The following is a 22,392-nucleotide window of genomic DNA, read 5'->3' as shown; positions in this document are numbered from 1 at the left end:
AGGAACTTTCGGACAAACGGCCAGGCGGCATTGGCGCCGCCTGGCCGTGCCGGTTACTGGCTCGGCGCCATCGCGTGCTCGCATGACACTTTCGGGTTCATGTCGGCGAACGTGCCGGTCGGGTTGCCTTTCCAGGCCCAGACATGCAGCTCGTAGAATTCACCCAGGCCATAGCGGTTGGGCGCGCTGTTGAAGTTGAACAGCTGTCCCTCGAGCGAAGCCGGCCCCTTCGCGGCGATGTATTCGACCGCCACCAGCTTCAGCGTGCCGTCGACCATCGGCTCGTACATCACCGCTTCGGGACGGGCGATGTCGATCTTGTCGTCCTTCAGATACCCGCCATTGACATAGTGGATGCCCATGGCGCCGCCGGTGATGCCGCTGGCGCAGGGAATAGGCGCATAGCCTTCCGCCGTCGCAGCGTTGACGTCGAGAAACCGGCTGTTGGCGGCTCGCACCTTCTCGGCCAGCGGACTGGCATCCGGCGCGCCCGCCGCCGCCTCCTGATGCGCCTGGGCAAAGGTCGTGCAGACGGCCAGCATGGCCCCCGCCATGAGAAGCCCGTTGCGAAAGTTTGATTTCATATCCATTCCATTCCTGTTGAAAAAGCACGGCTGGCCGGCCGCCGGCAATACGGCGGCGCGACGGGCAAGCGCCGTGTCTGTTGCTGCTTGGAGATCCCGAAAACGACGCGGCGAATGCCGGTCATCCCTTCGGCAGATACGGGATCGTTCCGGCCAGATCGGTGTCGTCGATCAGCTGGAAACGGCTGTCGCTGCCGTCCTGACGGGCCGAAACGAAAGGGGCATAGGCCGGATCGTTGGTGAAGGCGCGCGCCGCCGCTTCCGACGGGAACGCCATCAGGGCGATCAGCGTGGTGTCGAGCGGCTTGCCTTCGAGCGTCTTCACATTGCCGCTGCGCGACAGATATTTGCCGCCATGCTTGTGGACGAGGTCGTGCACCGAGGCCGCATAGGCCGGCACCCATTTCGGATCTCTCATCTTGATGTCGGCGATAACGTAAGCAGTCATTGTGGTCTCCTGGTTGCGGCGCACAGGGATATCCCGTGCACCGGCCAAAGGGCTCGCATGGCAAGGCCCACGCCAGCCAGTCCGCGATCTGTACTGGGCCGGTACAGTTTCTGTACTCGCCGCCTCAATCGCGAAGGGCTAATGTTCTCCCAAGGTTCGAGGGAGAGGCACAGCCATGACCCAGCACGGATACAAACAGTTCTGCCCGCTATCGATGGCCGCCGAGGTGCTGTGCACCCGCTGGACGATGGTGCTGATGCGCGAGCTCGTGGCGGGGTCGACCCGCTTCAACGACCTGCGCCGCGGCGTGCCGAAAATGTCGCCGACCCTTCTGTCGCAACGGCTGAAGGAGCTTGAGCTGGCGGGGATCGTCGAGCGCAAGGAGGTCCAGGGAGAAAAAGGGATTTTCGACTACCGGCTGACCGAGGCCGGCCGCGATCTGCGTCCGGTCGTCGAGGCGATGGGCTTCTGGGGCCAGAAATGGGTCGAATCCAGGCTGTCCCTGAAGAACCTCGATCCGTCGCTGCTGATGTGGGACATGCGGCGCAACCTGAACCCCTCGCCGCTGCCCGAGGGACGCACGGTGATACAATTCCTGTATCAGGAACTCCCCGCCTCCAAACGCTCCTGGTGGCTGATCGTCGAAAAGCACGGTGAAGTCGACCTGTGCTGGTACGATCCGGGCTTCGACGTCGATCTCTATGTCTCGACCGACCTGCACACGATGACGGCGATCTGGATGGGAGTGCTCACCGTCGAAAAGGCCGGCGCGAAGGTCGTCCTGACCGGCGACCAGGCCATCGGCAGGAAGATGCAGACCTGGCTCGGGCTCAGCCCGTTCGCGGTGGAGCCCAAACGCGCGGCGTAGGAGCCGGTGCTGCCGGCAAGCGCGTGGGAGAAGGCCTATCAGGTCGCCCAAAACTGACCTCGGTTTTGGGACAACGACATGCATAAAAACAAAGACCTAAAGCGCGTCGCATGCATCTGTTTCGCCGCGACGCGCTTTAGGCGCGCTTGCCGCCCCTTTCATTTGCGAGGTGATAGGGTTGCACGAGAATTTCGGCGGGAATGTTCCATTCCTTGTTCAGTTTGAAGATCATGTCGAGGGTAAGGGGGCGCTTTCTGTTCAGCACCTCGGTCGCCCGAGGCGACGATCCGATCACCTCGGCCAAAGCCTTTCGCGGCAGGTTGAACAATTGCATGTGCGAATGAATGGCTTCCACGGGATCGGGTGCTTGAATTGGATAGTGCTTATCCTCATAAGCCTCGATCAGAGTTGCGAGAACGTCGAAGCGATCACCGTCGGGTGAGCCGATCTCCGGCTCATTCTCGAAGTATTTGGTGATTTCGGCGATCGCCCAATCGTAATCGGCTTTGGTCTTAACAGGTCGGATGTTCTCCATCACACCTTCTCCGGATCAATTTTGTCATACTCTTTATGTGTCCCGACGAATTTGATCAGGACCCGGTGAAATTTGTAGGCGACGTGGACGATCAACCGGTACTTGTTGCCGCCAATGTCAAAAATGACGCGGTTGTCCCCCACGAAATCGACGGTCGTTCCGAATGCATCCTTGATGTCGGCCGGAGTCTTCCAATCGGCACTTCCGACAGCAATATACCAGGCTGTCAAAGGCGCTTCGGCCTGATGGTGCTTGGCCCAAAAGTCCTTCAGCGCTTTCTTGGCGATGATTTGCACGGCTCCCAATATAGCGAATTCCCAAATCGGGAACAAGGGAAATTCCCAATTTGGGAAGAGCTGCGCCTAGATACGACATTTTGACCTCAATCACGCTGCCCCTCCGGCAGTTGTCAGGAAACGGGTGGCGAGGCCGGCTTTTGGCGGCTTCAATGGACTATGTTCATCACCCTGGCCAAACATCTGCAACCCGCGCCGCTGCCGGTGGCCCACGATCCGCGCTGGGCGCGCATCGTGGCACGCGACAAGTCGGCCGACGGCGCATTCTGGTATTCGGTGGCGACGACCGGCGTCTATTGCCGGCCGTCCTGTCCGTCGCGGCGCGCCAACCCCGCCAACGTCCAATTGCACGACACTTTACAGGCGGCGAAGGCGACAGGCTTTCGCCCATGCCGGCGCTGCAATCCGGACGGCCCTTCGCTCGAGGCCGCCAACGCCGCGATGGTCGCCGATGCCTGCCGCAGGATCGAGGCGAGCGAGGCGGAACCGTCGCTCGCCGAACTGGCTGATGCCGCCGGCCGCAGCCCCGGCTATTTCCACCGCGTTTTCAAGGCAGTCACCGGGCTGACGCCGAAAGACTATGCAGCGGCCCAGCGTGCCGCCCGGGTCCGCCAGGGCCTGGAAGATGGCGCCAGCGTGACATCGGCGATCTACGATGCCGGCTTCAATTCGTCCGGGCGTTTCTACGAAAAATCGACCGGCATGCTCGGCATGACGCCGACGCGCTACCGTGCCGGCGGCGCCAATGAGGAGATCCGTTTCGCCGTCGGCGAAACGTCACTGGGCACCATCCTGGTCGCCTCGAGCCGCAACGGCGTCGCCTCGATCCTGCTTGGCCAGGATCCCGACGCGCTGGTGCGCGACCTGCAGGACCGTTTCCCCAAGGCACGGCTGGTCGGCGGCGACAGCGACTACGAGGCGCTCGTCGCCCGCGTCGTCGGCTTCGTCGAGGCGCCGGCGCTCGGTCTCGACCTGCCGCTCGACATGCGCGGCACCGCGTTCCAGCAGCGCGTCTGGCAGGCCTTGCGGGACATCCCGGCCGGCCGCACCGTCTCCTACGCCGAGATCGCGCGGCGTATCGGCGCGCCGAAGGCGACCCGCGCCATCGCCGCCGCTTGTGCGGCCAACACCCTTGCGGTCGCTATTCCCTGCCACCGCGTGATCAGGAAGAACGGCGCCCTGTCGGGCTATGCCTGGGGCGCGGAGCGCAAACGCGCGCTGCTCGACCGCGAAGCCGGCCGGCCTTCGCGGGCTTGACGAGGATTCGGCAATGCGCGCGACGGCCAGGTCTTCCACCACCGGTGCGAACAGCCAGATCGCTAACGGCGCTGCCGTCAGTAGAGAGGACGCGAAGACGCTGGTGATGGCCGCCATGGGAGAGCTGGTCGAGGATGGCAAGGCCGAGTGGGGCCGCACGGCGAGCGGTGAGTTCGAGCTGCGGTTGATATCAGGCGAAGTGTTCGTGCTCGGCGAACTGTCCGTCACGCGTGTCGCTTAGATACACTTAGCGCCATAGAACTCGGCGGTCGTGGTGAGCGCTCGTGAGCTGAGACTTCAATTTGAAAGCAAGCATCGGAGTGAGCGGCAGCGGCCAGATCGCTAGGGTTCAGGCACAACAAGGAGTGAAGGCAATGAACCACATGCAAACCCATATGCCGGCGACAGCCGCCGGCGTAGCCCTCGACACCATCACCTATGCCATCGGCCAGTGCGCGCTTGGAAACATCCTCGTAGCGCGCAGCCCCGTGGGCGTCTGCGCCATCCTGATCGGTTTCGACACCATTACGCTGGAACGGGACCTCGCCGACCGCTTCCCCGGCAGGGTGCTGCTCGAAGACGAGGCCGGCTTGCGCGACGATCTCGCGGCGACAATTCGCTTTATCGAAACGCCCGGCGCCGGTCTCGATCTGCCGCTCGACATGCGTCACGGCACGCCCTTCCAGCAGCGCGTGTGGGCGGTGCTGCGCACGATCCCGTGCGGCGCCACCACCACCTACACCGCCCTTGCCCGGCGCCTCGGCATGCCGGACGGCGCCCGCGCCGTGGCGGCGGCCTGTGCCGCCAACGCCATAGCGCTCGGCATTCCCTGCCACCGCGTGCTGCGCGCCGACGGCTCGCTGTCCGGCTACCGCTGGGGGATCGAACGCAAGCGCGCCTTGCTGGAAAGGGAGGCCGCGATATGAACGCCGACGCCAGGGTTGCACCATCGCTGGTCGAAGCCGCCGAGACACGCATGACCGCCTATGACTGGCCGGCACTCACGGCCGAGCTCGACGGCTTCGGCTGCGCGGTGATGGAAAAGCTGCTGTCCCCGCAAGAGTGCCGGCAGCTCGCCGGCCTCTACCCCCAGGAGCAGCATTTCCGCAGCCACATTCACATGGCCAGGCATGGCTTCGGCAAGGGCGAATACCGCTATTTCCGCTATCCCTTGCCCGATCTCATCGGCGGCCTGCGCGGCGCGCTCTATCCGAGGCTGGCCGAGGTCGCCAACCGGTGGAACGAGCGCATGGGGATCGCCATGCGCTACCCCAGCACGCATGCAGCGTTTCTCGAACAGTGCCATGCCGCCGGTCAGGTCAGGCCGACGCCGCTCTTGCTGCAATATGTGCCCGGCGACTTCAACTGCCTGCACCAGGACCTCTACGGCGACCTCGCCTTCCCGCTGCAGGTGGCGATCCTGCTTTCCGAGCCCGGCGAGGATTTCACCGGCGGCGAATTCGCGCTGACCGAACAGCGGCCGCGCATGCAGAGCCGGGTCGAAGTGGTGCCCTTGCGCCAGGGCGATGCCGTGGCTTTCGCGGTCCACAACCGGCCGGTGCAGGGCACGAAAGGCAATTACCGCGTCAACCTGCGCCACGGCGTCAGCCGCCTGCGCTCAGGCATGCGCCACACGGTCGGCATCATTTTTCACGATGCGAAATGAGCGCCGGCTCTTGCTCCCAATAGGGGGGATCGCCGAAAGCGTCGCGCAGCCATGCGGTAAGCGCGCGCAGTTTGGCGGATCCGCGCCGATCCTCGGGCCAGGCGATATAGATGGTGGCTCCTTCAGGCTCCGCACCCACATCGACGACCGTCAATCGCTTGTCGGCGATCTCGGTGCGGGTGAAGTAGGCGGGGAGCAGCGCCAGGCCCAGGCCGGCAAGCGCGGCGTCGCGCATCAAAATCCCATTGTTGACGCGCAGCGCGGTCTCCGGGCGGATCGTCACCAGCCGCCGCGAAATCTTGAACCGCCAGTCGGCGGCACCTCGGATGGAATAGATGATGCCCTTGTGCCGTTTCAGGTCCTCGATCGTCCCGGGCCGTCCGAACCGCTCGAGATAGTCCGGCGAAGCCACCAGAGAGCGGCGGCTGGAAGCCAGTTTCTTGATGATGACAGGTCCGTCATCGACGACCGGCCCGTGACGCAGGATAGCGTCATAGCCATCGGCCACTATGCTGACGAAGCGGTCGTCGAGATCCAGCGTCAGTTCGATCCCCGGATGCTTGGCCAGGAAGCCATACAGCGCCGGGCCGAGATGCAGGATGCCGAAACTGGTCGGCGCCGCTATCCTGAGCGGACCGGCAAGTTCGCCCCGGCGCTCGGCGATTTCAGCGCTGGCATCGGCCACTTCCTGCATGATGCGCTTGGCGCGTTCGTAAAAACCGCGCCCCGCCTCGGTGATGGACAATTTGCGCGTCGTGCGGTCGAGCAGCTTCGTGCCGAGGCTGCGCTCAAGTTCCGACAGCCGCTCGCTGACGACCGATTTCGACAGCGCCATGCGCCGAGCCGCTTCGGTGATCGAACCGGATTCCGCGACGGCGACGAAGGCGGCGGCGGATTCGAGCTTCAGCATTGTTCGGCTTTCCCGAATTCACAATCAGGCGACCGTCGCCTAACGAAATCAAGGACATGGTGTCATAGTTGGCGAAGCCGCGATATGGCGGCCACAAACAAAATCTCGTCGGGAGTACAGTATGTTTCGTCGTTTGGTCATCGTCCTTGGTCTGTTGGCAATGAGTGTTCCAGCATCGGCTCGCGTGGTCCCCTTTCCTGCCGGTTTCAAGGCGCGGACGATAGAGACCAACGGCACCAGCCTGCATGTCCGCGTCGGCGGAAAGGGCCCTGCGGTCGTGCTACTGCACGGTTTTGCGGATACGGGAGACATGTGGGGAGCGGCAGCGATAAAGTTGATGAAAGACCACACGGTGATCGTGCCGGACCTGCGCGGCATGGGCCTTTCGGCGCACCCCGACGATGGCTACACCAAGAAGAACCAAGCCGTCGACATCGCCGGCGTGATGGACGCGCTGAAGATCGACAAGGCCGATCTGGTGACGCACGACATCGGCAATATGGTCGGCTACGCGCTTGTCGCCCAGTATCCGAAGCGCATCACCAAATGGGTGGTGATCGACGCGCCGTTGCCCGGTATTGGCGACTGGGAGAAGATCAAGCAAAGCCCACTTCTGTGGCACTTCAACTTCCGCGGCCCCGACATGGAACGGCTGGTCGCGGGCCGCGAGCGCATCTATCTCGACCGCTTCTACAATGAGCTGTCGGCCGATCCCAAGAAGATCGACGAGGCGACGCGCGCCCACTACGCCAAGCTCTACGCCCGGCCGCATGCCATGCACGACGCCTTCGAGCAGTTCAAGGCATTCGACCAGGATGCGATCGACAATCAGGCGATGCTCACCACGGGCGGCAAGCTGACCATGCCGGTCCTCGCGGTTGGCGGGGAAAAGTCGGCCGGTACGACTCAGGCCGATGTTCTCCGGCTTGTGGCGACCAATGTGACGGGCGGGATTGTGCCGGCCTCCGGCCACTGGATCATGGAAGAAAACCCCGACGCCACGGTCAAGCTGGTCACGGATTTCCTCGCCAAGTAACAGCACGGCTTCGGCGACCACCGAACTCGGTGAAGTAGGCAGGGAAACGATACCGGCGAGGAGACCAGGATAGATCCATTACCCCTCCGCGTTTGCCATCTCCAGGATCCACGGGCAGGCATAGTAGTCGCTGATGCTGTCGATTACCCCGCCCGTGGCGCCGATCCGCACCAGATATGCCTGCCGCCAGACCTCGCCATATTGCCTGTCGACGACCAGCACGATCTCCCCTTCGAACGCGCCCGGCCGGATGCGCCAGGGCAGCTCGCTGCGCTCATATTCGACGAAATAGGGCGAGGCCGAGAGCAGGCCACTGTAGCAGTCCGAAACCTGCAGGCGCGCATCGGCGCTGGTCAGCGCCCGCACGCCGTCCCAGTCCCTGGCATTGAAGAGCGCGACATAGCGGTCGAGCAGCCGCTCCAGTTCAGGATCGTGTGGCGGCGCCGCGACCGGTTGCGCTGGCAGGGCGGCGAGCTTGGCGCGGCCGCGATTGAGCGCCGACTTGACGCCGCCCGATGTCGAACCGACGAGGTCGGCGATCTCCTCCAGCGAATGGTCGAAGACATCCTTGAGCAGCACGCAGGCGCGCTCCTTCGGTGGCAGATGCACGACCAGCCGCTCGATGGCGCGGCCGGCCCCCGGACCGGCCGGCTCGACCGGCAGCACGATGTCGTCGCCGGCATAGAAGGCTTCGGCCGCGTGCCGCGTGCGGCGATTGCGGATGAAGTCGATGCAGCGGTTGTGCGCGATGCGGAAAAGCCACGGCCGTAGCGCCTGCGCGTCGTCGAGCAGCTCGATCTTGCGATAGGCCTCGAACAGCGCCTCCTGCATGATGTCCTCGCCATCCAGCGCCGAGCCGGTCATGCGCGCGCAATAGCGATGCAGCCTGGCCCGCAGATGCGAAACCGTCTCCAGGAACGCGGCATAGCGCAGGTCGAACACGCGGTCGGGCTCAGGCCAGGCCCGCATGCCTTGCGTCGTGTCGAGGGATTTGCGGATTTGCTGGTTCATCGCGGCACATAGATCAGAGTCACCACACCGTTGTCGAAACGATGCGTGCCGACAAGATCGAGGTTGATGGAACCAACATCGTCGAAGGCGCGCTTGCCGTGCCCCACCAATGTCGGCACGATCGACAGATGATACTCGTCCACCAGCCCCGCGGAAAGCAAGGTGCGGTCGAGCTGCGACACGCCATATTTCAGGATGTCGCCGCCCGGCTGGCGTTTCAGCGCCGCGAGCGCCTCGGCGACGTCGCCGTTGATGAGCGTGGCATTCCACGACACCGTCTTCAGCGTCGTCGAGGCGACCAGCTTCTTCAGGCCGTTGATGCGGTCCATGTAGGGACCCTTGATCCCGGGCCAGCGCGCGAAGAACATCTCGTAGGTGGCGCGGCCAAGCAGGAAGAACTCGACGTTCGAAAGCGCCTGCAAGGCGTGGTCCACATTCTCTCCGACGAAGAACGGCGAGGCCCATGTCATGGGCCCCTCGATGACGCCGTCCAGCGAGACGAAACTCGACACGATCAGCCGTCGCATGCTCACGCCGCCTTTTCGCGGGTCTTCTCACCGGCAGCCGGCAGCCCCAGTCTCGGCCGTACCCAGGCGGCGAAGCGGGCAATGGCCTCGTTGGCCTCCGGCGCCCGCCCGGCCATCATCTGGAAGGAGTGCAGCATGCCGTCGAACACGTCGAGCCGCGTCTCGACCCCCGCCTGCCTTGCCCGCTCGGCGAACATGCGGCTTTCGTCGACCAGCGTCTCGTCGGCGCCGGCCTGCAGGAAGACGGGTGGAAAGCCGGAGAGATCGGCGTAGAGCGGGCTGACCTCGGGATCGCGCCGATCGGCATCGCCGATGAAATTGGCCGCCAGCCAGTCGACGGCTTCCTTGGCGAAGGCCGGATCTTTTTCGCGGTTGGTCTGATAGCTGGCGGCGGTCAGCGCCATGTCGAACCAGCCGGAGATGACCAGCGTGGCGACGGGCAGCGGCCGCCCCTGCGCACGCAGCCGCTGCAGGACGCCATAGGTCAGCACCGCGCCGCAGGAGTCGCCGGCGATCACGATCCGCCCGGGGTCGAAGCCCTGGTCGACGAGCCAGTTCCAGGCCGATATCGCGGCCTCGAGCTGGGCCGGATGCTTGGCTTGATGCGCCAGCGGATAGTCGTAGAGCAGCGCCCGGCAGCCGACGGCCTTGGCGAGATGGCCGACCAGCTTGCGGTGGGTGTAGATCGAGCCGCCGATGAAGCCGCCGCCATGCGCATAAAACAGCACCCGCTGCTCGTCGGCGCCTTTCGGCACGACCCACATCGCCGGCACGCCGCCGGCATCGATCTCGATATAGTCGACGCCGCGCGGCTCGCCGGTCAGCGCCGTCCAGTGGATATCGTTGTGGTCGATGATCGCCTGCGGGCTGGTCAGCTTGCCCGCATTGGCCGCCATAACAGCGTAATGGTTCCTGTTTGCCTCGCTCTCGATGCTCGCCATGATATTCTCCTCGGGTTGCGGATCGCGGAAGACGCGACCTTCGGAAGGCAGAGACGTACGGGCAGACAAAAAGGATACGTGACGGTGGGTGCTTTTTTGCGGACGCACTCAGCCTCCAAACATTGCGGCATACCGCCGGGCGAATTCGACGAACGGCCTCGGCCGCACGCCGAACATCTCATGCGTCGCCAGATGCACACGCGATTTCGGCCGGCGAAGCCGCTCCGCCAATTGCTCGTCCAGTGCGTCGGCGAAGTCGGCGGGGACACCGGCGGCCAGCAGATTGCGCCGGCGCTCCCGCGGGCTGATATCGACGTAGCGGACCGGCTTGCCGATCGCCTGCGATATCCGCGCCGCGATGTCGCTCATCGTCAGCGCCTCGGGTCCGGTCATGTCGAGGCTCTCTCCTTCGTGGCCACCGTCGCACAGCAGCCGGACGGCGACCTTGGCGATATCCTCGACATCGACCGGCGACAGTTCGGTGTCGCCAAGCGCCAGATAGAAGGCGCCTTCGGTGGCGATGGTCGGCGCGTCGCGCAAATAGACCTGCATGAACTGGCTGGGGCGAAGGTGGGTCCACGCCATCCCGGCCGCTTCGAGATAGCGCTCGATTTCCTCATGCATGCGCGTGAAGCGGAACTTCGTCGCGTCGTAGCCGATGTTGGATTCGGCGCCGGAAAACTTCACCACATGCGCGACGCCGGCCTGCCCGCAGGCGTCGATGAAACGACACTGCGTCTCGACCATGTCTTCGGCCGCGGTCGAAATCATCAGCACGCGATCGATGCCATTAAGTGCGGCACCAAGCGTGTCCGCCCGGCGCATATCGCCCTCGATCAGGTCGATGCCGGCAAGTCCGCCGAGCCCCGCCGCCGATGCCCGGTCCAGATCGCGAACCAGCGCCCTCACTTGATGCTTCTGCCGCGCGAATTCGCGCACGATTGCCTTGCCGTTCAGGCCGGTGGCGCCTGTCACCAGGATCATGGTCTGTCTCTCCATTCAGATTGATGGGGCCGCCCTTGCGACGACCGCACCTTGAAGACGAAGAGAAGCGGGCAAAGGATTCCGGCCAAACGTCTTTTTTGTCGGCGCGAGCCGCTATGCGCCGATCAGCCTGCCGGCGCATAGCGGCTGACCACCATGCCGCAGGCATAGGCCTTCGAGCCGAGCAGCCGCAGGTTCCGGAACCCACCTTGGTCGAAGATGCGACGGCCGGCGCCCAGCACGGCAGGATTGACGAACAGCTGGAACTCGTCGACCAGCCCGGCCGCGATCAGCGCCGACGCAAACCCGGCGCCGCCGAAGACGGCCATGTCGCCGCCGTCGCCCGCCTTCAGCGCGTTGACCTCTCGCGGCAGGTCGCCGCTCACCACTGTCGTGCGCTCCCAACGCGAGGCTCCGAGCCTGTCGCTCGGCACCACTTTGCGCGCGTCGACGATGCGCCGGGCGAAGGCATAGAACGGATCGGCCGGATATTTCCTCGCCGCATTGCCCCAATGGGTGAGATAACCCTCCTCGGCCATCTTGCGGCTGAAAAGGATGGTGTCGATGCCGGCGAACACGGCGTTGAAATCCTGTTTCAGCTCGGCGTCCCAGCCATTGTCGTCGCCCCATCCCCAGAGTTGCCAGGGATGGTCGGCATCGCCGCCGACGAAACCGTCGACCGACATCTGCATCTGAAGGATCAGCTTTTTCATCGGGTTCTCCTCGTTTCCGGATTCCAGGCAGGAAGGATCACGCCGCGCTTTGCGAACGGGCAAAGGCTTGTGCCCAACTCTCGAAAGTGGTCGGCGTGGCGTTGCGGATTGACGGTGCTTCAAGCGCCCATCGTTCGCCCTTGTTGAAACTCGCCGCAGTTTCGCCGAGCGCATCGGCAAAGCTCGGTGACAGGCCGTTGGCGATCATCCCGGCGCGCGCCTCGGTGAATGGAGCCGCCTTGTAAGTGACCTGCCTCCCCATCGCGCTGCCCAGGATCGCGGTGGCCTGCTCGAACGTATAATAGCCGCCGCCATGCAATTCGATGATCCGCTCGCTTGGAAAACGCGTGGCGTCCAGCAGGGCGGCGACGCGCTGGCCGACATCGCTGGCGGCAATCAAAGGGATCGGCAGATCGCCCCGAAACGGCGTCATGAAGATGCCCGAAGCGGCCTGCTGGACAAAGCCCATGCCCTTGGCGAAATTCTCCATGAAGAACGAGGCGCGCAAAAACACCAGTTCGTCGAGGCCGAGCGCCGCCAGCCGTTCCTCCATCAAGACGGCGCCGAGCGAAGTTCCCATCCTGAGATGGGCGTTGAGGCCGCTGAGCAGCACGACGCGGCGCACGCCTGACTTCGCGATCGCCGCCGCCAGCCGCGCGCCGACTTCATCTTCGAAGCGATGAAGATCCGGCGCCGTGACGTCGAACGGAATCATTACATAGGCGCTGTCGGCACCGGAAAAGGCGGAGGCGAGCGCGTCGCTATCGTCAAGCGCGACACCCAGGCCGCGCGCCACGCCGCGCACAATATGCCCCCGCCCGGTCAGGACCTGGGCGACTGCCTTGCCAACCTCGTTGGTGGCTCCGACGACCACGACGGTTCTTGGTGTGCTGATTTTCCCGACGGCCTGGCTCATGACGTCCTCCTGCTGGCCAAGTTGCGACCTAACGATTTACTTTTGGAAGCATTTGACTGACGGAAAGAACGATGTCAATAGTAAAGTGATATAAAAACGGAACCATAGACATGTCGACGCGTGAACGATCCGGCTGCCCGATCAGCCTGTCGCTGGAACTGCTCGGCGACCGCTGGACGCTGCTCATCATCCGCGACCTGGTCTTCGCCGGCAAAAGGCATTTTCGCGAGTTCCTGCAATCCGATGAAGGCATCTCCTCGCGCACGTTGGCCGAGCGGCTGCAGACGCTGCAGGACGAAGGCATTCTCACCCGCAGCGACGATCCCAGCCACGGGCTGAAGGCGATCTACCGGCTGACCGAGGCCGGCATCGACCTCTTGCCGGTGCTGGCCACGCTTGGCGCGTGGGGCAGCAGGCACCGCAAGGCCGACGGTCAACTTGCCCGCATCGCAGAAGAACTGGCGGCCGGGGGCGAGCCGGCGCTGGAACGGATGAAGGCAGCGCTGCGGGCGGAGCATATTGTCTAGGCCTTTCTCCTCCCTGTAGAAGAAGGACGCATCCTACGGCCCCGCATTGACAACGATCTGCATTTGTTCTCTATTTGTTTCAGTCTATCAGCAATCGCGGATGAGCGGAACAGGATGGAAACGACGGCCACCATCCTGCATGCCGATCTCGACGCCTTCTATGCCTCGGTCGAGCAGTTGCTCGACCCGACATTGCGTGGCAAGCCGATCGCGGTCGGTGATGGTGTTGTGCTCGCCGCCTCTTACGAAGCGCGCGCTTTTGGGGTGCGCGGCGGCATGCCGGGGCGCAAGGCGCGCGAGCTTTGCCCGCAATTGATCTTCGTCGGCGGCAATTTCAGCCACTACCAGCGGCTGGGCGACGCGGCGATCAAGGTGCTCGACGATTTCACGCCAGTCGTCGAGCGCATCTCCATCGACGAGGCCTTCGCCGATGTCGCCGGCTGCACACACCTGTTCGGCTCTCCCAGGGAGATCGCGACCGTGATCCGCCGCCGGGTGCGCGCCGAACTCGGCCTGCCGATCTCGATCGGCGTGGCGCGCACCAAGCATCTGGCCAAGATCGCCTCGCAGGTTGCCAAGCCCGACGGGCTGGTGGTGGTCGATCCCGGCACCGAACTTGCCTTCCTGCATGATTTGCCGGTCGGCCTGATGTGGGGTGTCGGACCGGCGACCAGGGCGCGGCTGGCCGAGATCGGCGTCGAGACGATCGGCGAGTTGGCCAGGACCCACAGCGGCGCACTGACCCGGCTGCTTGGCCCCGCCGCCGGCGAAAAGCTCGCGGCTCTCTCCTGGAACCGGGATCCGCGCAAGCTGGAGACGAAGCGCCGGGCGCGCTCGGCCGGCGCGCAATCGGCGCTCGGGCAAAAGCCGGCCGTGGCGCGGGTGATCGTGCCGACACTGCTGCATCTGGCCGACCGCGTCGCCAGCCGGCTGCGCGCCAAGAACCGCCCCGGCCGCACGGTGACGGTGCGCGTGCGCTTTGCCGATCTCAGCGCCGTCACGCGCTCGATCACTCTGGAACAGCCGATCTCGGCGACCGCCATGCTGGCCGAGATCGCAGGGGATTTGGTGCGCGGCGTGCTCGCCGAGCATCCCCGGGAGAAAACGATCTCGCTGCTGGCGATCTCGGTCTCGCACCTGGAGGAAAGCGCCGAACTGCAGCTCGACCTGCCGCTCGGCCTCGCCGACGAGAAGCGCCGCCCGGGCAGCCAAAAAGGCCTGGCGCGCTTCGGCGCCGACCGCGCCATCGACAAGATCCGCGAGCGCTTCGGCAAACAGGCGGTCGGCTACGGCACGGTGGCACTGGAAGCGGCTCGCTCGGTGCCCGACGAATTCAGGGAGTTGGCTGAAAAGGAACTGTGAGCGAAGGAGCCTCAGCCCCTCGCCGCTACCTTCCGGGTCCGGAACCAACTGGCGCGGCGGCGGTCACGGCCGACAGCAATTCGCGCTTCACCAGCACCGGCTTTGATATGTCTTCTTCACGGCAACTCCCCAAGCCCAAGCAGCGTAACATCCGGCAGGGACGGCTTGTCAAGAAGACGCGAAATTGGGTAGTGGGTCAGCGAGGTGACACAGGATTTGCCGGCCGGACGCCCAGTAAGGCGAGTGCTGCCTAGTCTAGCCTACCCTTTCAAGTTCCGCCGATAACCGGTCAGGGTCAATGATGCCACGCTTGAAAAGGCACATGATCTTGATCGCGACCTGTTCGCGCTCGTCCTCTCTGACAATTCGATGCTTGGCGCAGTAGCCGTTGAAAACGTTCGCAAGAGCTTCCAGATCGGCGGAATCCGCCACTCCGTATGGCAACATGCCTGCCTCCCTCATAGGGCGAAAGCACGATAGCCGCTCCCACCCGTCCGCTTGGCTCTACTCGGTGCGGACGACATGGAAAAGATACACCCAGAAAAAGTCAGAAACGAGTCAATTCCATGGGACTGAAGTCTGAGGCTCCGCGAGCGTCTGAATTTTCAAACTGACCCACTACCCGAAATTGGGTGGCGGCTCAGTTTGCGGATCGCGGACATCCTTGCAATGATCGAAGCAATGCATGTCACCCGGAAGTGTCCTCGGTTCCGGGATAACGACAAGCATAAAATCAGAATCTTGTGGCAGGTCGGGCGAATCCTATTCGCCGCGACATGCTGTAAGGAGCAGAGACGCCTTACGGTTTGGGGTCCTACAAAAAGAGAGTTGCCGTGTGACTATCCTTGACAAGGCAAAGCAATGGGCGAGGGCCGTCAAGCGCGATGTGGTAGCCCTGTGGCTGGCCGCCCGCGATCCTCGCGTTCCCTGGTACGCCAAAGTTGCCGCCGGCGCGGTCGCCGCCTACGCGCTCAGTCCTATCGATCTGATACCCGATTTCATTCCCGTACTCGGATATTTGGACGACCTGATCATCGTACCACTTGGGATCCTGCTTGCGGTGAAGTTGATCCCCGCCGATTTGATGGCGGAGTTTCGCGCGGAGGCCATTCGCCGATCCAAACCGACCAGCCGCGGCGGTCTCGCATTCATCCTCGGAATTTGGATTCTGATGGCCGCCGCGCTCATCTGGTTATTCTGGCGGGATCGCTCGGCCTAGATTTCATCGCTCGACCGCCCGGACCACAAATGATGTTGGTGGCCTGTCGAAAGACCCACGTCAAAGCCGCGCGGTGCCGAAAATCCGGTCCCAGAATATCGACGTCACGCCGAAATTGGCGTTATCGTCGATATGGTGGTGCACCGCGTGGCGGCGCTTGAGCGTATAGAGATAGCTCGCATGGGCCGGATGCCAGTGATGGATCATGTGGTGGACGCTGATGTACCAGAGGTAGCCCAGCATCAACCCGCAGCTCACCGCGCTGGCGGTCGCGAAATCCGAGACCATCCAGACAGGCAGGAACGCCACCAGCGCATGGACGCCGAGGCTGAGCCAGGTGGGCGTGCCCACCGGGCTGCGCTCCTCGACATGGTGGCGGTCGTGCAGGTCCCGGATCCAGGGGACGTGGTGCAGCACGAACCGGTGCAGGACGTATTCGATCAGCGTCCAAAGGCCAAGGCAGATCAGCGCCGTGCCGATCCAATCCGGCGCGCTTTCCTCTCCGGCCTCGATCAGCCCGGCCACGCCCAATATGGCGATCACCAAGGGATAGACCACGAAGTCGCTGTAGTAGCCGATCAGACCCAGCTGCATTCAGACGCCTCACCTGACTTTCGACCCCGCCCCAAAAACGATGCTATCAGATTGCCGGACTCGCGCATGAGGTGCAATGCAGATGCGCCTGACATAGCGTCGCAATTTCCCGGTGCAAGGTCGGCAATGATCAACGCAGGATCGGCCGGCTTCGCACCAGTGCCGCAAACGGACGTGCAAACATGGCAAAACGCAGCGCGGGCCTGCTGATCCATCGCCGCGGCGAGGTGCTGCTGGTCCATCCCGGCGGCCCGTTCTGGGCGAAGAAGGACGATGGCGCCTGGTCGATCCCGAAGGGCCTTGTCGACGAGGGTGAGGACGAACTGGCGGCGGCACGACGCGAGGCCGAGGAAGAGCTCGGTATAAAGGTCGAAGGCCTCTTCGCGCGCCTTGGCGACTACCGGCAACCGGGTGGCAAGATCGTCATGGCCTGGTCCGTCGAGGCCGACATCGATGTGGCCACTATGAAGAGCAACACCTTCACCATGGAATGGCCGCCGAGGTCCGGAAGGATGAAGGAATACCCGGAGGTCGACAGAGCCGGTTGGTTCACGTTGGCCGAAGCCGAGGTGAAGATCCTGAAGGGCCAGCGCCCGATGCTGACGGATCTGGCAGGGCAGTTAGGGGCGGCCTGATGCGGTCGCGATAAGCTGCCAACCACCCCTAGGAGCGGGAGATTGGCTGCCGTCCTCAAACTTCGTCGCCCCGTCCCAGTGCGCCATCGGCATGCGCGATACGTACCGGCGGAAGTGGCACCGGGCACCGCATCTGCGATGACCGCGCCAGTTACCCTGCCAGTTGCGACACATCGCAAGGCGCTGGGATTGACGTGCACGCCCGCCCACTGCAATCTGCGTTAACCAGCTGTTTACCATGCCGCGGCTGAGATCGGGGGACAGTTTGGAACCGTTCATGGATACGAACCTCCTGAATTGGGACGATCGGGCCGAACTGCACGCGACCGACAGAACCGGCAGCTATCGTATCGAGAACGTGCTGGCTGGTGGATCCAATCTCTATGAGCTGGAAACGCGCGAGATCGGTGACTTCTTCGGCAAGGACATCGTCCATCTGCAGTGCCACATCGGGCTCGACACGATCAGCCTCAGGAATCTCGGCGCGGGCAGTGTGACCGGCCTGGACTTTTCACCAAGGGCGATAGCCGCGGCGCGAGTTTTCGCCTCCAAGGCGGGCAGCGACGTTCGCTTCGTGGAAGCGCCACTATACGAGGCTGTCGAAGCGCTCGACCGGACCTATGACATCGTCTACGTTACCTGGGGATCGGTGAACTGGCTTGACGATGTCTTCCGTTGGGCCCGGGTGGTTGCCGATCTTCTGCGTCCCGGCGGCCGGCTCTATATGGCCGAAGGCCATCCCTTGATGTTCCAGTGTAATCGCAAGGCTGCTGCGCTCGAATTGAAGGACGATTGGCGAACGCCTGTAGCGCGACCGCTCGCCTGGAACGAGAAGCGAACCTACACCGGCGATGAGCGCACCTTGAAGCATCCCAGCTATTATGAATGGATTCATCCGATCAGCGACGTGGTGAACGCCTTGATCGCTGCGGGCCTGACGCTTGATTTCCTCAATGAGCACGACACTGTTTCCTGGCAGCACTTTTCATTCGCGGTAAGGGCCGGCAAGGATATGTACGGCCTTCCCGAAAACGCTCCCAAGATTCCGATGGCCTATTCAATCGGGGCAACCAAGCGCGGCGTCGGGACGTATCGGATCGTCAAGAAGAAGCTCGACAGCCACTAGTTTCGTATTTGGCAGGTTCTGGTGTGCGTTCTCCACGCAGCAGCCTCCGAAGGCGGAAAATTTTTAAAGATTGTGAAGGTCAAAATTAAGTTGTTGCGAACTAATATTCCCTTGATGAGGCTCGACCAGAGGGCCTGAGAAGCACAGGGAACATCGCTTTATTGGCTTTTTTCGCCAGTATGATCGCCCGCGTTAAGGCGGGCGTCTTTTCACCGGCAAGGATTCCGGTGGCGATCGCGGTTGTGGTTATTGCCGTTTGCGCGGCGCTCGCCGACCACCAAAACAAGATCGTTTCGGATCAGGTCGCCCGCGCGGACGTCCTGGCCAAGGTTAATGTCGTTCGCGCCAACCTCGAAGGGAACATCAACGGCAACCTTCAGCTGGCGCGAGGACTGGTCGCGGCAGTCACGACCGAACCCTACATGGGACAGCAACGTTTCACTGAGCTTGCCAGCAGACTGTTCAACGAAGAGTCCCAGCTTCGCAACATTGCCGGCGCGCCCGACCTGGTCATTTCCTTGATGTACCCGATGGCCGGCAACGAGAAGGCTATCGGCCTCGACTACCGCAATAACGACCAGCAGCGTGCGGCGGCGTTGCGTGCGCGCGATGAGCGCAAGCTCATTCTTGCCGGCCCGGTCGATCTGGCGCAGGGAGGGCAGGCCTTCATCGGCCGATTTCCGGTGTTCGTTAAAAGCGCGGGCAACACCGAACGGTTCTGGGGCATCGTTTCCGCAGTCGTCGACGTGCAGCGCCTCTACCAGGCAAGCGGTCTTCTCGACAAGGAGCTCGGGATCGACATAGCCCTCATCGGCAATGACGCCCTTGGCACTAAAGGAATGCGGTTCTTTGGTGACGAACAGGTTGTCAAAAGCGATCCTGTGACAGCCGACGTTCTTTTTCCATCGGGCTCCTGGCAGATCGCTGCGATTCCCAAGGGCGGTTGGCCCGCCACGCCCGCCAACGCCTGGCGGCTCCGGGCGCTCATGGCGGCGGCAGCGGCGCTGATTTTGATCCCCTTCCTCGCGGCGGGCCGCTTGATCAATGAAAGGCAGCGAAACTACTGGGAACTGAATCGGCTGTCGCGACGGCTGGAACTTGCCCTGGAGGCCTCGGCCATTGGCGTTTGGGAACACGACCTCCAAACCAACCATCTTGCTTGGGACGACCGCGTCAACGAGATATATGGCAGGGAGGCTGATGGCGGACCGCGCGGATATTCCGACTGGGCCGGGGCCATTCATCCCGACGATCTGCCTCAGGCGCTTACAGACTTCGAAAGTGCCGTGACCGGGCGAGGCACATATTCATCGGAATACCGGGTTGTTCGTCCAGACGGCGAAATTCGCCATGTCCGGTCCAGGGCGATGTTTTACGAGACCGCGAACAATTCGCCACGAATGGTGGGGGCCGAATGGGACGTGACATCCGATGTAATGCTGAACACCGATCTGGTTCGCGCAAAACAGCTGGCCGAGTCGAAAAATGGGGAACTCGAAGTTGCCAAGGCGCGCACGGAACATGTCGCCATGCACGATGCGCTGACGGATTTGCCCAATCGGCGCTACCTGGACCAGGTACTGTATGATTACGCGGCAAAGGCCAGGCTGAATGGCGGCCATGCCGCACTGCTTCACGTCGATTTGGACCGCTTCAAGCACATCAACGATACGCTCGGTCACGCAGCGGGCGACGCGATGCTGGTGCATGCGGCATCCGTTCTCAAGTCCAACGTCGGCGATCGAGGTTTCGTCGCTCGGGTTGGAGGAGACGAATTCATCGTGCTCTGCACGATAGACGATGACGATGCCCAGGCGGCCGCGCTCGCGGACCGCATTATCGAAGAGATGCGCAGGCCCGTTTATTACCACGGTCACCAGTGCCGTTTTGGCGTCAGCGTCGGAATTGCAATCCACGATGGTACGAGCGCCGATACCAGACAGCTGCTGGTAAATGCCGATATCGCCCTCTACCGGGCCAAGAGACGTGGCCGCAACCGGCATGAATTCTTCAGCGGCGAATTGCAAAGCGAAATCGTCAACACGAAGAGAATTGCCGACGAAATTCTCGCCGGCCTCGAACGAAATCAATTTATCGTATTCTACCAGCCTCAATTTAGCGCCAGGACGCGGGAGATCGTGGGAGTTGAAGCGCTGGCGCGATGGAATCACCCTGAGAAGGGCATTCTAACACCCGACGTTTTCCTGAAGACCGCTGAAGAACTGAACGTCGTCTCGATAATAGACCAGAAAATCCTCCAGCAATCGCTTTTGGATTTCGAAGCATGGTCCGCGCAGAAGATTGGCGTTCCGCGCATGTCAGTCAACGTTTCGGCACGGCGCCTTCACGATGAGCAACTCATAGCGAGTTTGCGAGATCTCAACATCAGGAAGGGAACGTTCTCCTTTGAGCTCGTCGAATCCATCTTCCTCGACGACAACGATGACCTGGTCACATGGAACGTCGAGCAGATCAAGCAACTCGGCATCGACATCGAAATCGACGATTTCGGCACCGGCTACGCCTCAATCGTCAGTCTGCTCAAATTGCAACCTCGCCGCCTGAAGATAGACCGCCAGTTGGTCGATCCAATTGTGAATTCGCCCCAGCAGAGGCAAGTCGTGTCTTCGATCATCGAAATCGGCAAATCCCTCGGCATCGAGATCATAGCGGAGGGCGTGGAGACGATGGAGCACGCCCGTCTGCTTAAAGCGCTTGGCTGCGACATTCTGCAAGGCTATGCCTTCGGGCAGCCCTTGGATTCCGACGGACTGAGAAGATTCGTTCGATCTCGTCGGTTGTCCGTCGCCGGCTAATTCCGTTCCAAGTCCTAGGCTTGGAGTGACCTCACCCGAACCGTGCCGCCGTCCACGCCCCGCCGGCCGCGTTCGACTCCACCGCGGCGGCGACGAACTTCACGCCGCGCGCGCCATCGATCACGTCGGGCACCTGCGCCGCGCGCGCCGGATCGACCGCGCCTCCCGAGCGGTGGGCGCGGATGATGTCGGCGGCGTCGCGGTAGAAATTGGCGAAGGCCTCGATATAGCCCTCCGGGTGTGCCGCCGGCATGCGCGACACGCGGCGGGATTCAGCCGTCGAGCCATGGCCGCCGCGCACCAGCGTGCGGGTTTCCTCGCCATGGGCGGAAAAGCGCAGTTCCTCCGGCCGCGCGCCCGACCATTCGAGCCCGGCTTTGTCGCCATAGATGCGCACGGAGAGATCGTTGTAGTGGCCGGGCGATGTCTGGCTGGCGAGAATCGTGCCGCGCGCGCCGTCGGTCCAGCGCACCAGCACATGGGCATTGTCGTCCAGCCGGCGTCCGGGCACCGCGGTGAACAGGTCGGCCGACACCGTCTCGGCCTCGCGGCCGGAAATGAAGCTTGCCAGGTTGAAGGCGTGCACGCCGATATCGGCCAGCACCGCTGACTGCCCTGCCCTTGCCGGATCCGTGCGCCACTCCGCCTGCTTCTGGCCGTCGGCGTCGATCGGCTTGGTCAGCCAGTCCTGGATATAAGCGCCATGCACCGATAGGATCCGGCCAAGCTCGCCCGCCATCACCATTTCGCGCGCCTGGCGCACCATGGCGTAGCCGGTGTTGTTGAGCGTGACGACGAAGCGGCGCTTTTTCGCGCGCGCCAGCGCCACCAGGGCTTCGGCGTCACCGAGCGTCGTCGACAGCGGCTTGTCGCAGATCACGTCGATGCCGGCCTCGAGAAAGGCGGTGGCGATCGGCGCGTGCAGATGGTTGGGCGTGACGATGACGACCGCCTCGATGCCATCCGGCCGCGCGGCCTCTGCCTTGGCCATGGCGCGGTAATCGGCATAGCTGCGCTCCGGCGCGATGCCGATCTCGGCGGCCGAGGCGGCGGCGTTGTCCGGGTCGGACGACAGCGCTCCGGCAACCAGCACGATCTGGTCGTCGAGGCGCATGGCCAGCCGGTGCACCGCGCCGATAAAGGCATTGCGGCCGCCGCCGACCATGCCGACCCGCAGACGCTGGCGCGTCGATCCATCCGATGTTGCGTAGACCATGTTTTCTCCTCCTGGCTATCCCGTCGAGTTCTACGGCGCCGCCCTCTGTCCTGCCGGACATCTCCCCCTGATGGGGCCTGTTGCGCAATTCTGGCATTGTGATTCACTTCGATTATTGCTCGGAGGGATTTGCGATGGCGGTGAAGCGGACGGGACAGATGAGCTTTGTCGAGGCGTTCCTTGGGAACAAGGCGGTTGGCTCGTC

The 22,392-nt window shown here is 63.1% G+C and carries 26 protein-coding genes; 12 read left to right on the top strand and 14 right to left on the bottom strand.

Features of this window, described 5'->3' with window-relative positions:
- Positions 1-53: 53 nt before the first annotated feature.
- Positions 54-590, bottom strand: coding sequence for a hypothetical protein (locus FJ434_RS25850; protein ID WP_181166104.1), 537 nt, complete (start codon positions 588-590; stop codon positions 54-56).
- A gap of 115 nt (positions 591-705) precedes the next feature.
- Entirely contained in the window at positions 706-1,032 is a 327-nt protein-coding gene (locus FJ434_RS25845) for a DUF1330 domain-containing protein (protein ID WP_140713753.1), read from the bottom strand.
- A 175-nt stretch (positions 1,033-1,207) separates the two neighbouring features.
- Between FJ434_RS25845 and FJ434_RS25840 the strand changes: the two genes are divergently transcribed.
- Positions 1,208-1,900 carry a helix-turn-helix domain-containing protein gene (locus FJ434_RS25840; protein ID WP_140713755.1) on the top strand — a complete coding sequence of 231 codons (693 nt, stop codon included), beginning with the start codon at positions 1,208-1,210 and terminating at the stop codon, positions 1,898-1,900.
- A gap of 136 nt (positions 1,901-2,036) precedes the next feature.
- Here the strand turns inward: FJ434_RS25840 and FJ434_RS25835 are convergent, their stop codons facing one another.
- Both FJ434_RS25835 and FJ434_RS25830 read right to left on the bottom strand, forming a co-directional pair.
- Positions 2,037-2,435, bottom strand: coding sequence for a type II toxin-antitoxin system HigA family antitoxin (locus FJ434_RS25835; protein WP_140752178.1), 399 nt, complete (start codon positions 2,433-2,435; stop codon positions 2,037-2,039).
- Complete coding sequence (locus FJ434_RS25830; RefSeq protein ID WP_140713759.1) at positions 2,435-2,731, bottom strand: type II toxin-antitoxin system HigB family toxin; 297 nt, start codon at positions 2,729-2,731, stop codon at positions 2,435-2,437. Before FJ434_RS25830 ends, FJ434_RS25835 begins: the two co-directional genes overlap by 1 nt.
- Before the next feature lie 159 nt (positions 2,732-2,890).
- Between FJ434_RS25830 and ada the strand changes: the two genes are divergently transcribed.
- The 4 genes from ada (at position 2,891) to FJ434_RS25810 (ending at position 5,654) form a co-directional block, all read left to right on the top strand.
- The gene (gene ada, locus FJ434_RS25825; RefSeq protein ID WP_140752176.1) at positions 2,891-3,988 is read left to right on the top strand and encodes a bifunctional DNA-binding transcriptional regulator/O6-methylguanine-DNA methyltransferase Ada; all 1,098 of its coding nucleotides are present in this window, start codon (positions 2,891-2,893) and stop codon (positions 3,986-3,988) included.
- Between the two features lie 13 nt (positions 3,989-4,001).
- Entirely contained in the window at positions 4,002-4,229 is a 228-nt protein-coding gene (locus tag FJ434_RS25820) for a hypothetical protein (protein WP_140752174.1), read from the top strand.
- A 133-nt stretch (positions 4,230-4,362) separates the two neighbouring features.
- A complete protein-coding gene (locus tag FJ434_RS25815) occupies positions 4,363-4,914 on the top strand; it encodes a methylated-DNA--[protein]-cysteine S-methyltransferase (RefSeq protein WP_140752172.1) in 552 nt (183 codons plus the stop codon).
- Positions 4,911-5,654, top strand: coding sequence for a 2OG-Fe(II) oxygenase (locus tag FJ434_RS25810; RefSeq protein ID WP_140713767.1), 744 nt, complete (start codon positions 4,911-4,913; stop codon positions 5,652-5,654). Before FJ434_RS25815 ends, FJ434_RS25810 begins: the two co-directional genes overlap by 4 nt.
- Here FJ434_RS25810 and FJ434_RS25805 read toward each other — a convergent pair.
- A complete protein-coding gene (locus tag FJ434_RS25805; RefSeq protein ID WP_140752170.1) occupies positions 5,632-6,564 on the bottom strand; it encodes a LysR family transcriptional regulator in 933 nt (310 codons plus the stop codon). The genes FJ434_RS25810 and FJ434_RS25805 overlap by 23 nt on opposite strands.
- Before the next feature lie 121 nt (positions 6,565-6,685).
- On the opposite strand from FJ434_RS25805, the gene FJ434_RS25800 reads away from it, so the two are divergent.
- On the top strand, positions 6,686-7,600 hold the full coding sequence (locus tag FJ434_RS25800; RefSeq protein WP_140752168.1) for an alpha/beta hydrolase: 915 nt from the start codon (positions 6,686-6,688) through the stop codon (positions 7,598-7,600).
- A gap of 78 nt (positions 7,601-7,678) precedes the next feature.
- On the opposite strand, the gene FJ434_RS25795 is transcribed toward FJ434_RS25800, so the two are convergent.
- The 6 genes from FJ434_RS25795 to FJ434_RS25770 all read right to left on the bottom strand — a co-directional run bounded on the left by FJ434_RS25795 (position 7,679) and on the right by FJ434_RS25770 (position 12,692).
- The gene (locus FJ434_RS25795) at positions 7,679-8,611 is read right to left on the bottom strand and encodes a sigma-70 family RNA polymerase sigma factor (RefSeq protein ID WP_140752166.1); all 933 of its coding nucleotides are present in this window, start codon (positions 8,609-8,611) and stop codon (positions 7,679-7,681) included.
- Entirely contained in the window at positions 8,608-9,138 is a 531-nt protein-coding gene (locus tag FJ434_RS25790; protein ID WP_140752164.1) for a dihydrofolate reductase family protein, read from the bottom strand. The genes FJ434_RS25795 and FJ434_RS25790 overlap by 4 nt, the downstream gene beginning before the upstream one ends.
- Positions 9,139-9,140: 2 nt before the next feature.
- Positions 9,141-10,079 carry an alpha/beta hydrolase gene (locus FJ434_RS25785; RefSeq protein WP_140752162.1) on the bottom strand — a complete coding sequence of 313 codons (939 nt, stop codon included), beginning with the start codon at positions 10,077-10,079 and terminating at the stop codon, positions 9,141-9,143.
- Positions 10,080-10,187: 108 nt separating this feature from the next.
- Positions 10,188-11,063 carry an SDR family oxidoreductase gene (locus FJ434_RS25780; RefSeq protein ID WP_140752160.1) on the bottom strand — a complete coding sequence of 292 codons (876 nt, stop codon included), beginning with the start codon at positions 11,061-11,063 and terminating at the stop codon, positions 10,188-10,190.
- Positions 11,064-11,188: 125 nt separating this feature from the next.
- Complete coding sequence (locus FJ434_RS25775) at positions 11,189-11,776, bottom strand: dihydrofolate reductase family protein (RefSeq protein WP_140752158.1); 588 nt, start codon at positions 11,774-11,776, stop codon at positions 11,189-11,191.
- A gap of 37 nt (positions 11,777-11,813) precedes the next feature.
- Positions 11,814-12,692 (bottom strand): NmrA family NAD(P)-binding protein, encoded by an 879-nt coding sequence (locus FJ434_RS25770; protein ID WP_140752156.1) that lies wholly within the window; start codon positions 12,690-12,692, stop codon positions 11,814-11,816.
- Positions 12,693-12,802: 110 nt separating this feature from the next.
- On the opposite strand from FJ434_RS25770, the gene FJ434_RS25765 reads away from it, so the two are divergent.
- Positions 12,803-13,219 (top strand): helix-turn-helix domain-containing protein, encoded by a 417-nt coding sequence (locus tag FJ434_RS25765; protein WP_140752154.1) that lies wholly within the window; start codon positions 12,803-12,805, stop codon positions 13,217-13,219.
- A gap of 114 nt (positions 13,220-13,333) precedes the next feature.
- The gene (gene dinB / locus FJ434_RS25760) at positions 13,334-14,581 is read left to right on the top strand and encodes a DNA polymerase IV (RefSeq protein WP_140752152.1); all 1,248 of its coding nucleotides are present in this window, start codon (positions 13,334-13,336) and stop codon (positions 14,579-14,581) included.
- Positions 14,582-14,836: 255 nt separating this feature from the next.
- Here the strand turns inward: dinB and FJ434_RS25755 are convergent, their stop codons facing one another.
- A complete protein-coding gene (locus FJ434_RS25755) occupies positions 14,837-15,028 on the bottom strand; it encodes a hypothetical protein (RefSeq protein WP_140752150.1) in 192 nt (63 codons plus the stop codon).
- Positions 15,029-15,416: 388 nt separating this feature from the next.
- On the opposite strand from FJ434_RS25755, the gene FJ434_RS25750 reads away from it, so the two are divergent.
- Positions 15,417-15,800, top strand: coding sequence for a YkvA family protein (locus FJ434_RS25750; RefSeq protein WP_140752148.1), 384 nt, complete (start codon positions 15,417-15,419; stop codon positions 15,798-15,800).
- 60 nt (positions 15,801-15,860) lie between these two features.
- Here FJ434_RS25750 and FJ434_RS25745 read toward each other — a convergent pair whose 3' ends face one another.
- Positions 15,861-16,394, bottom strand: coding sequence for a sterol desaturase family protein (locus FJ434_RS25745; protein WP_027141435.1), 534 nt, complete (start codon positions 16,392-16,394; stop codon positions 15,861-15,863).
- A 182-nt stretch (positions 16,395-16,576) separates the two neighbouring features.
- On the opposite strand from FJ434_RS25745, the gene FJ434_RS25740 reads away from it, so the two are divergent.
- The 3 genes from FJ434_RS25740 to FJ434_RS25730 all read left to right on the top strand — a co-directional run bounded on the left by FJ434_RS25740 (position 16,577) and on the right by FJ434_RS25730 (position 20,971).
- Positions 16,577-17,029 carry an NUDIX domain-containing protein gene (locus tag FJ434_RS25740; RefSeq protein ID WP_140752146.1) on the top strand — a complete coding sequence of 151 codons (453 nt, stop codon included), beginning with the start codon at positions 16,577-16,579 and terminating at the stop codon, positions 17,027-17,029.
- 277 nt (positions 17,030-17,306) lie between these two features.
- Positions 17,307-18,155, top strand: a complete 849-nt coding sequence (locus FJ434_RS25735) for a class I SAM-dependent methyltransferase (RefSeq protein ID WP_246678399.1) — start codon at positions 17,307-17,309, stop codon at positions 18,153-18,155.
- Between the two features lie 179 nt (positions 18,156-18,334).
- Positions 18,335-20,971, top strand: a complete 2,637-nt coding sequence (locus FJ434_RS25730; RefSeq protein WP_181166110.1) for an EAL domain-containing protein — start codon at positions 18,335-18,337, stop codon at positions 20,969-20,971.
- 31 nt (positions 20,972-21,002) lie between these two features.
- Here the strand turns inward: FJ434_RS25730 and FJ434_RS25725 are convergent, their stop codons facing one another.
- A complete protein-coding gene (locus tag FJ434_RS25725; protein WP_140752142.1) occupies positions 21,003-22,187 on the bottom strand; it encodes a Gfo/Idh/MocA family oxidoreductase in 1,185 nt (394 codons plus the stop codon).
- Between the last annotated feature and the right edge of the window lie 205 nt (positions 22,188-22,392).

Origin of the sequence: Mesorhizobium sp. B2-5-13 (assembly GCF_006440535.1) — a bacterium.
GTDB lineage: Bacteria > Pseudomonadota > Alphaproteobacteria > Rhizobiales > Rhizobiaceae > Mesorhizobium > Mesorhizobium salmacidum.
This window is presented reverse-complemented; position numbering and strand designations above follow the sequence as displayed.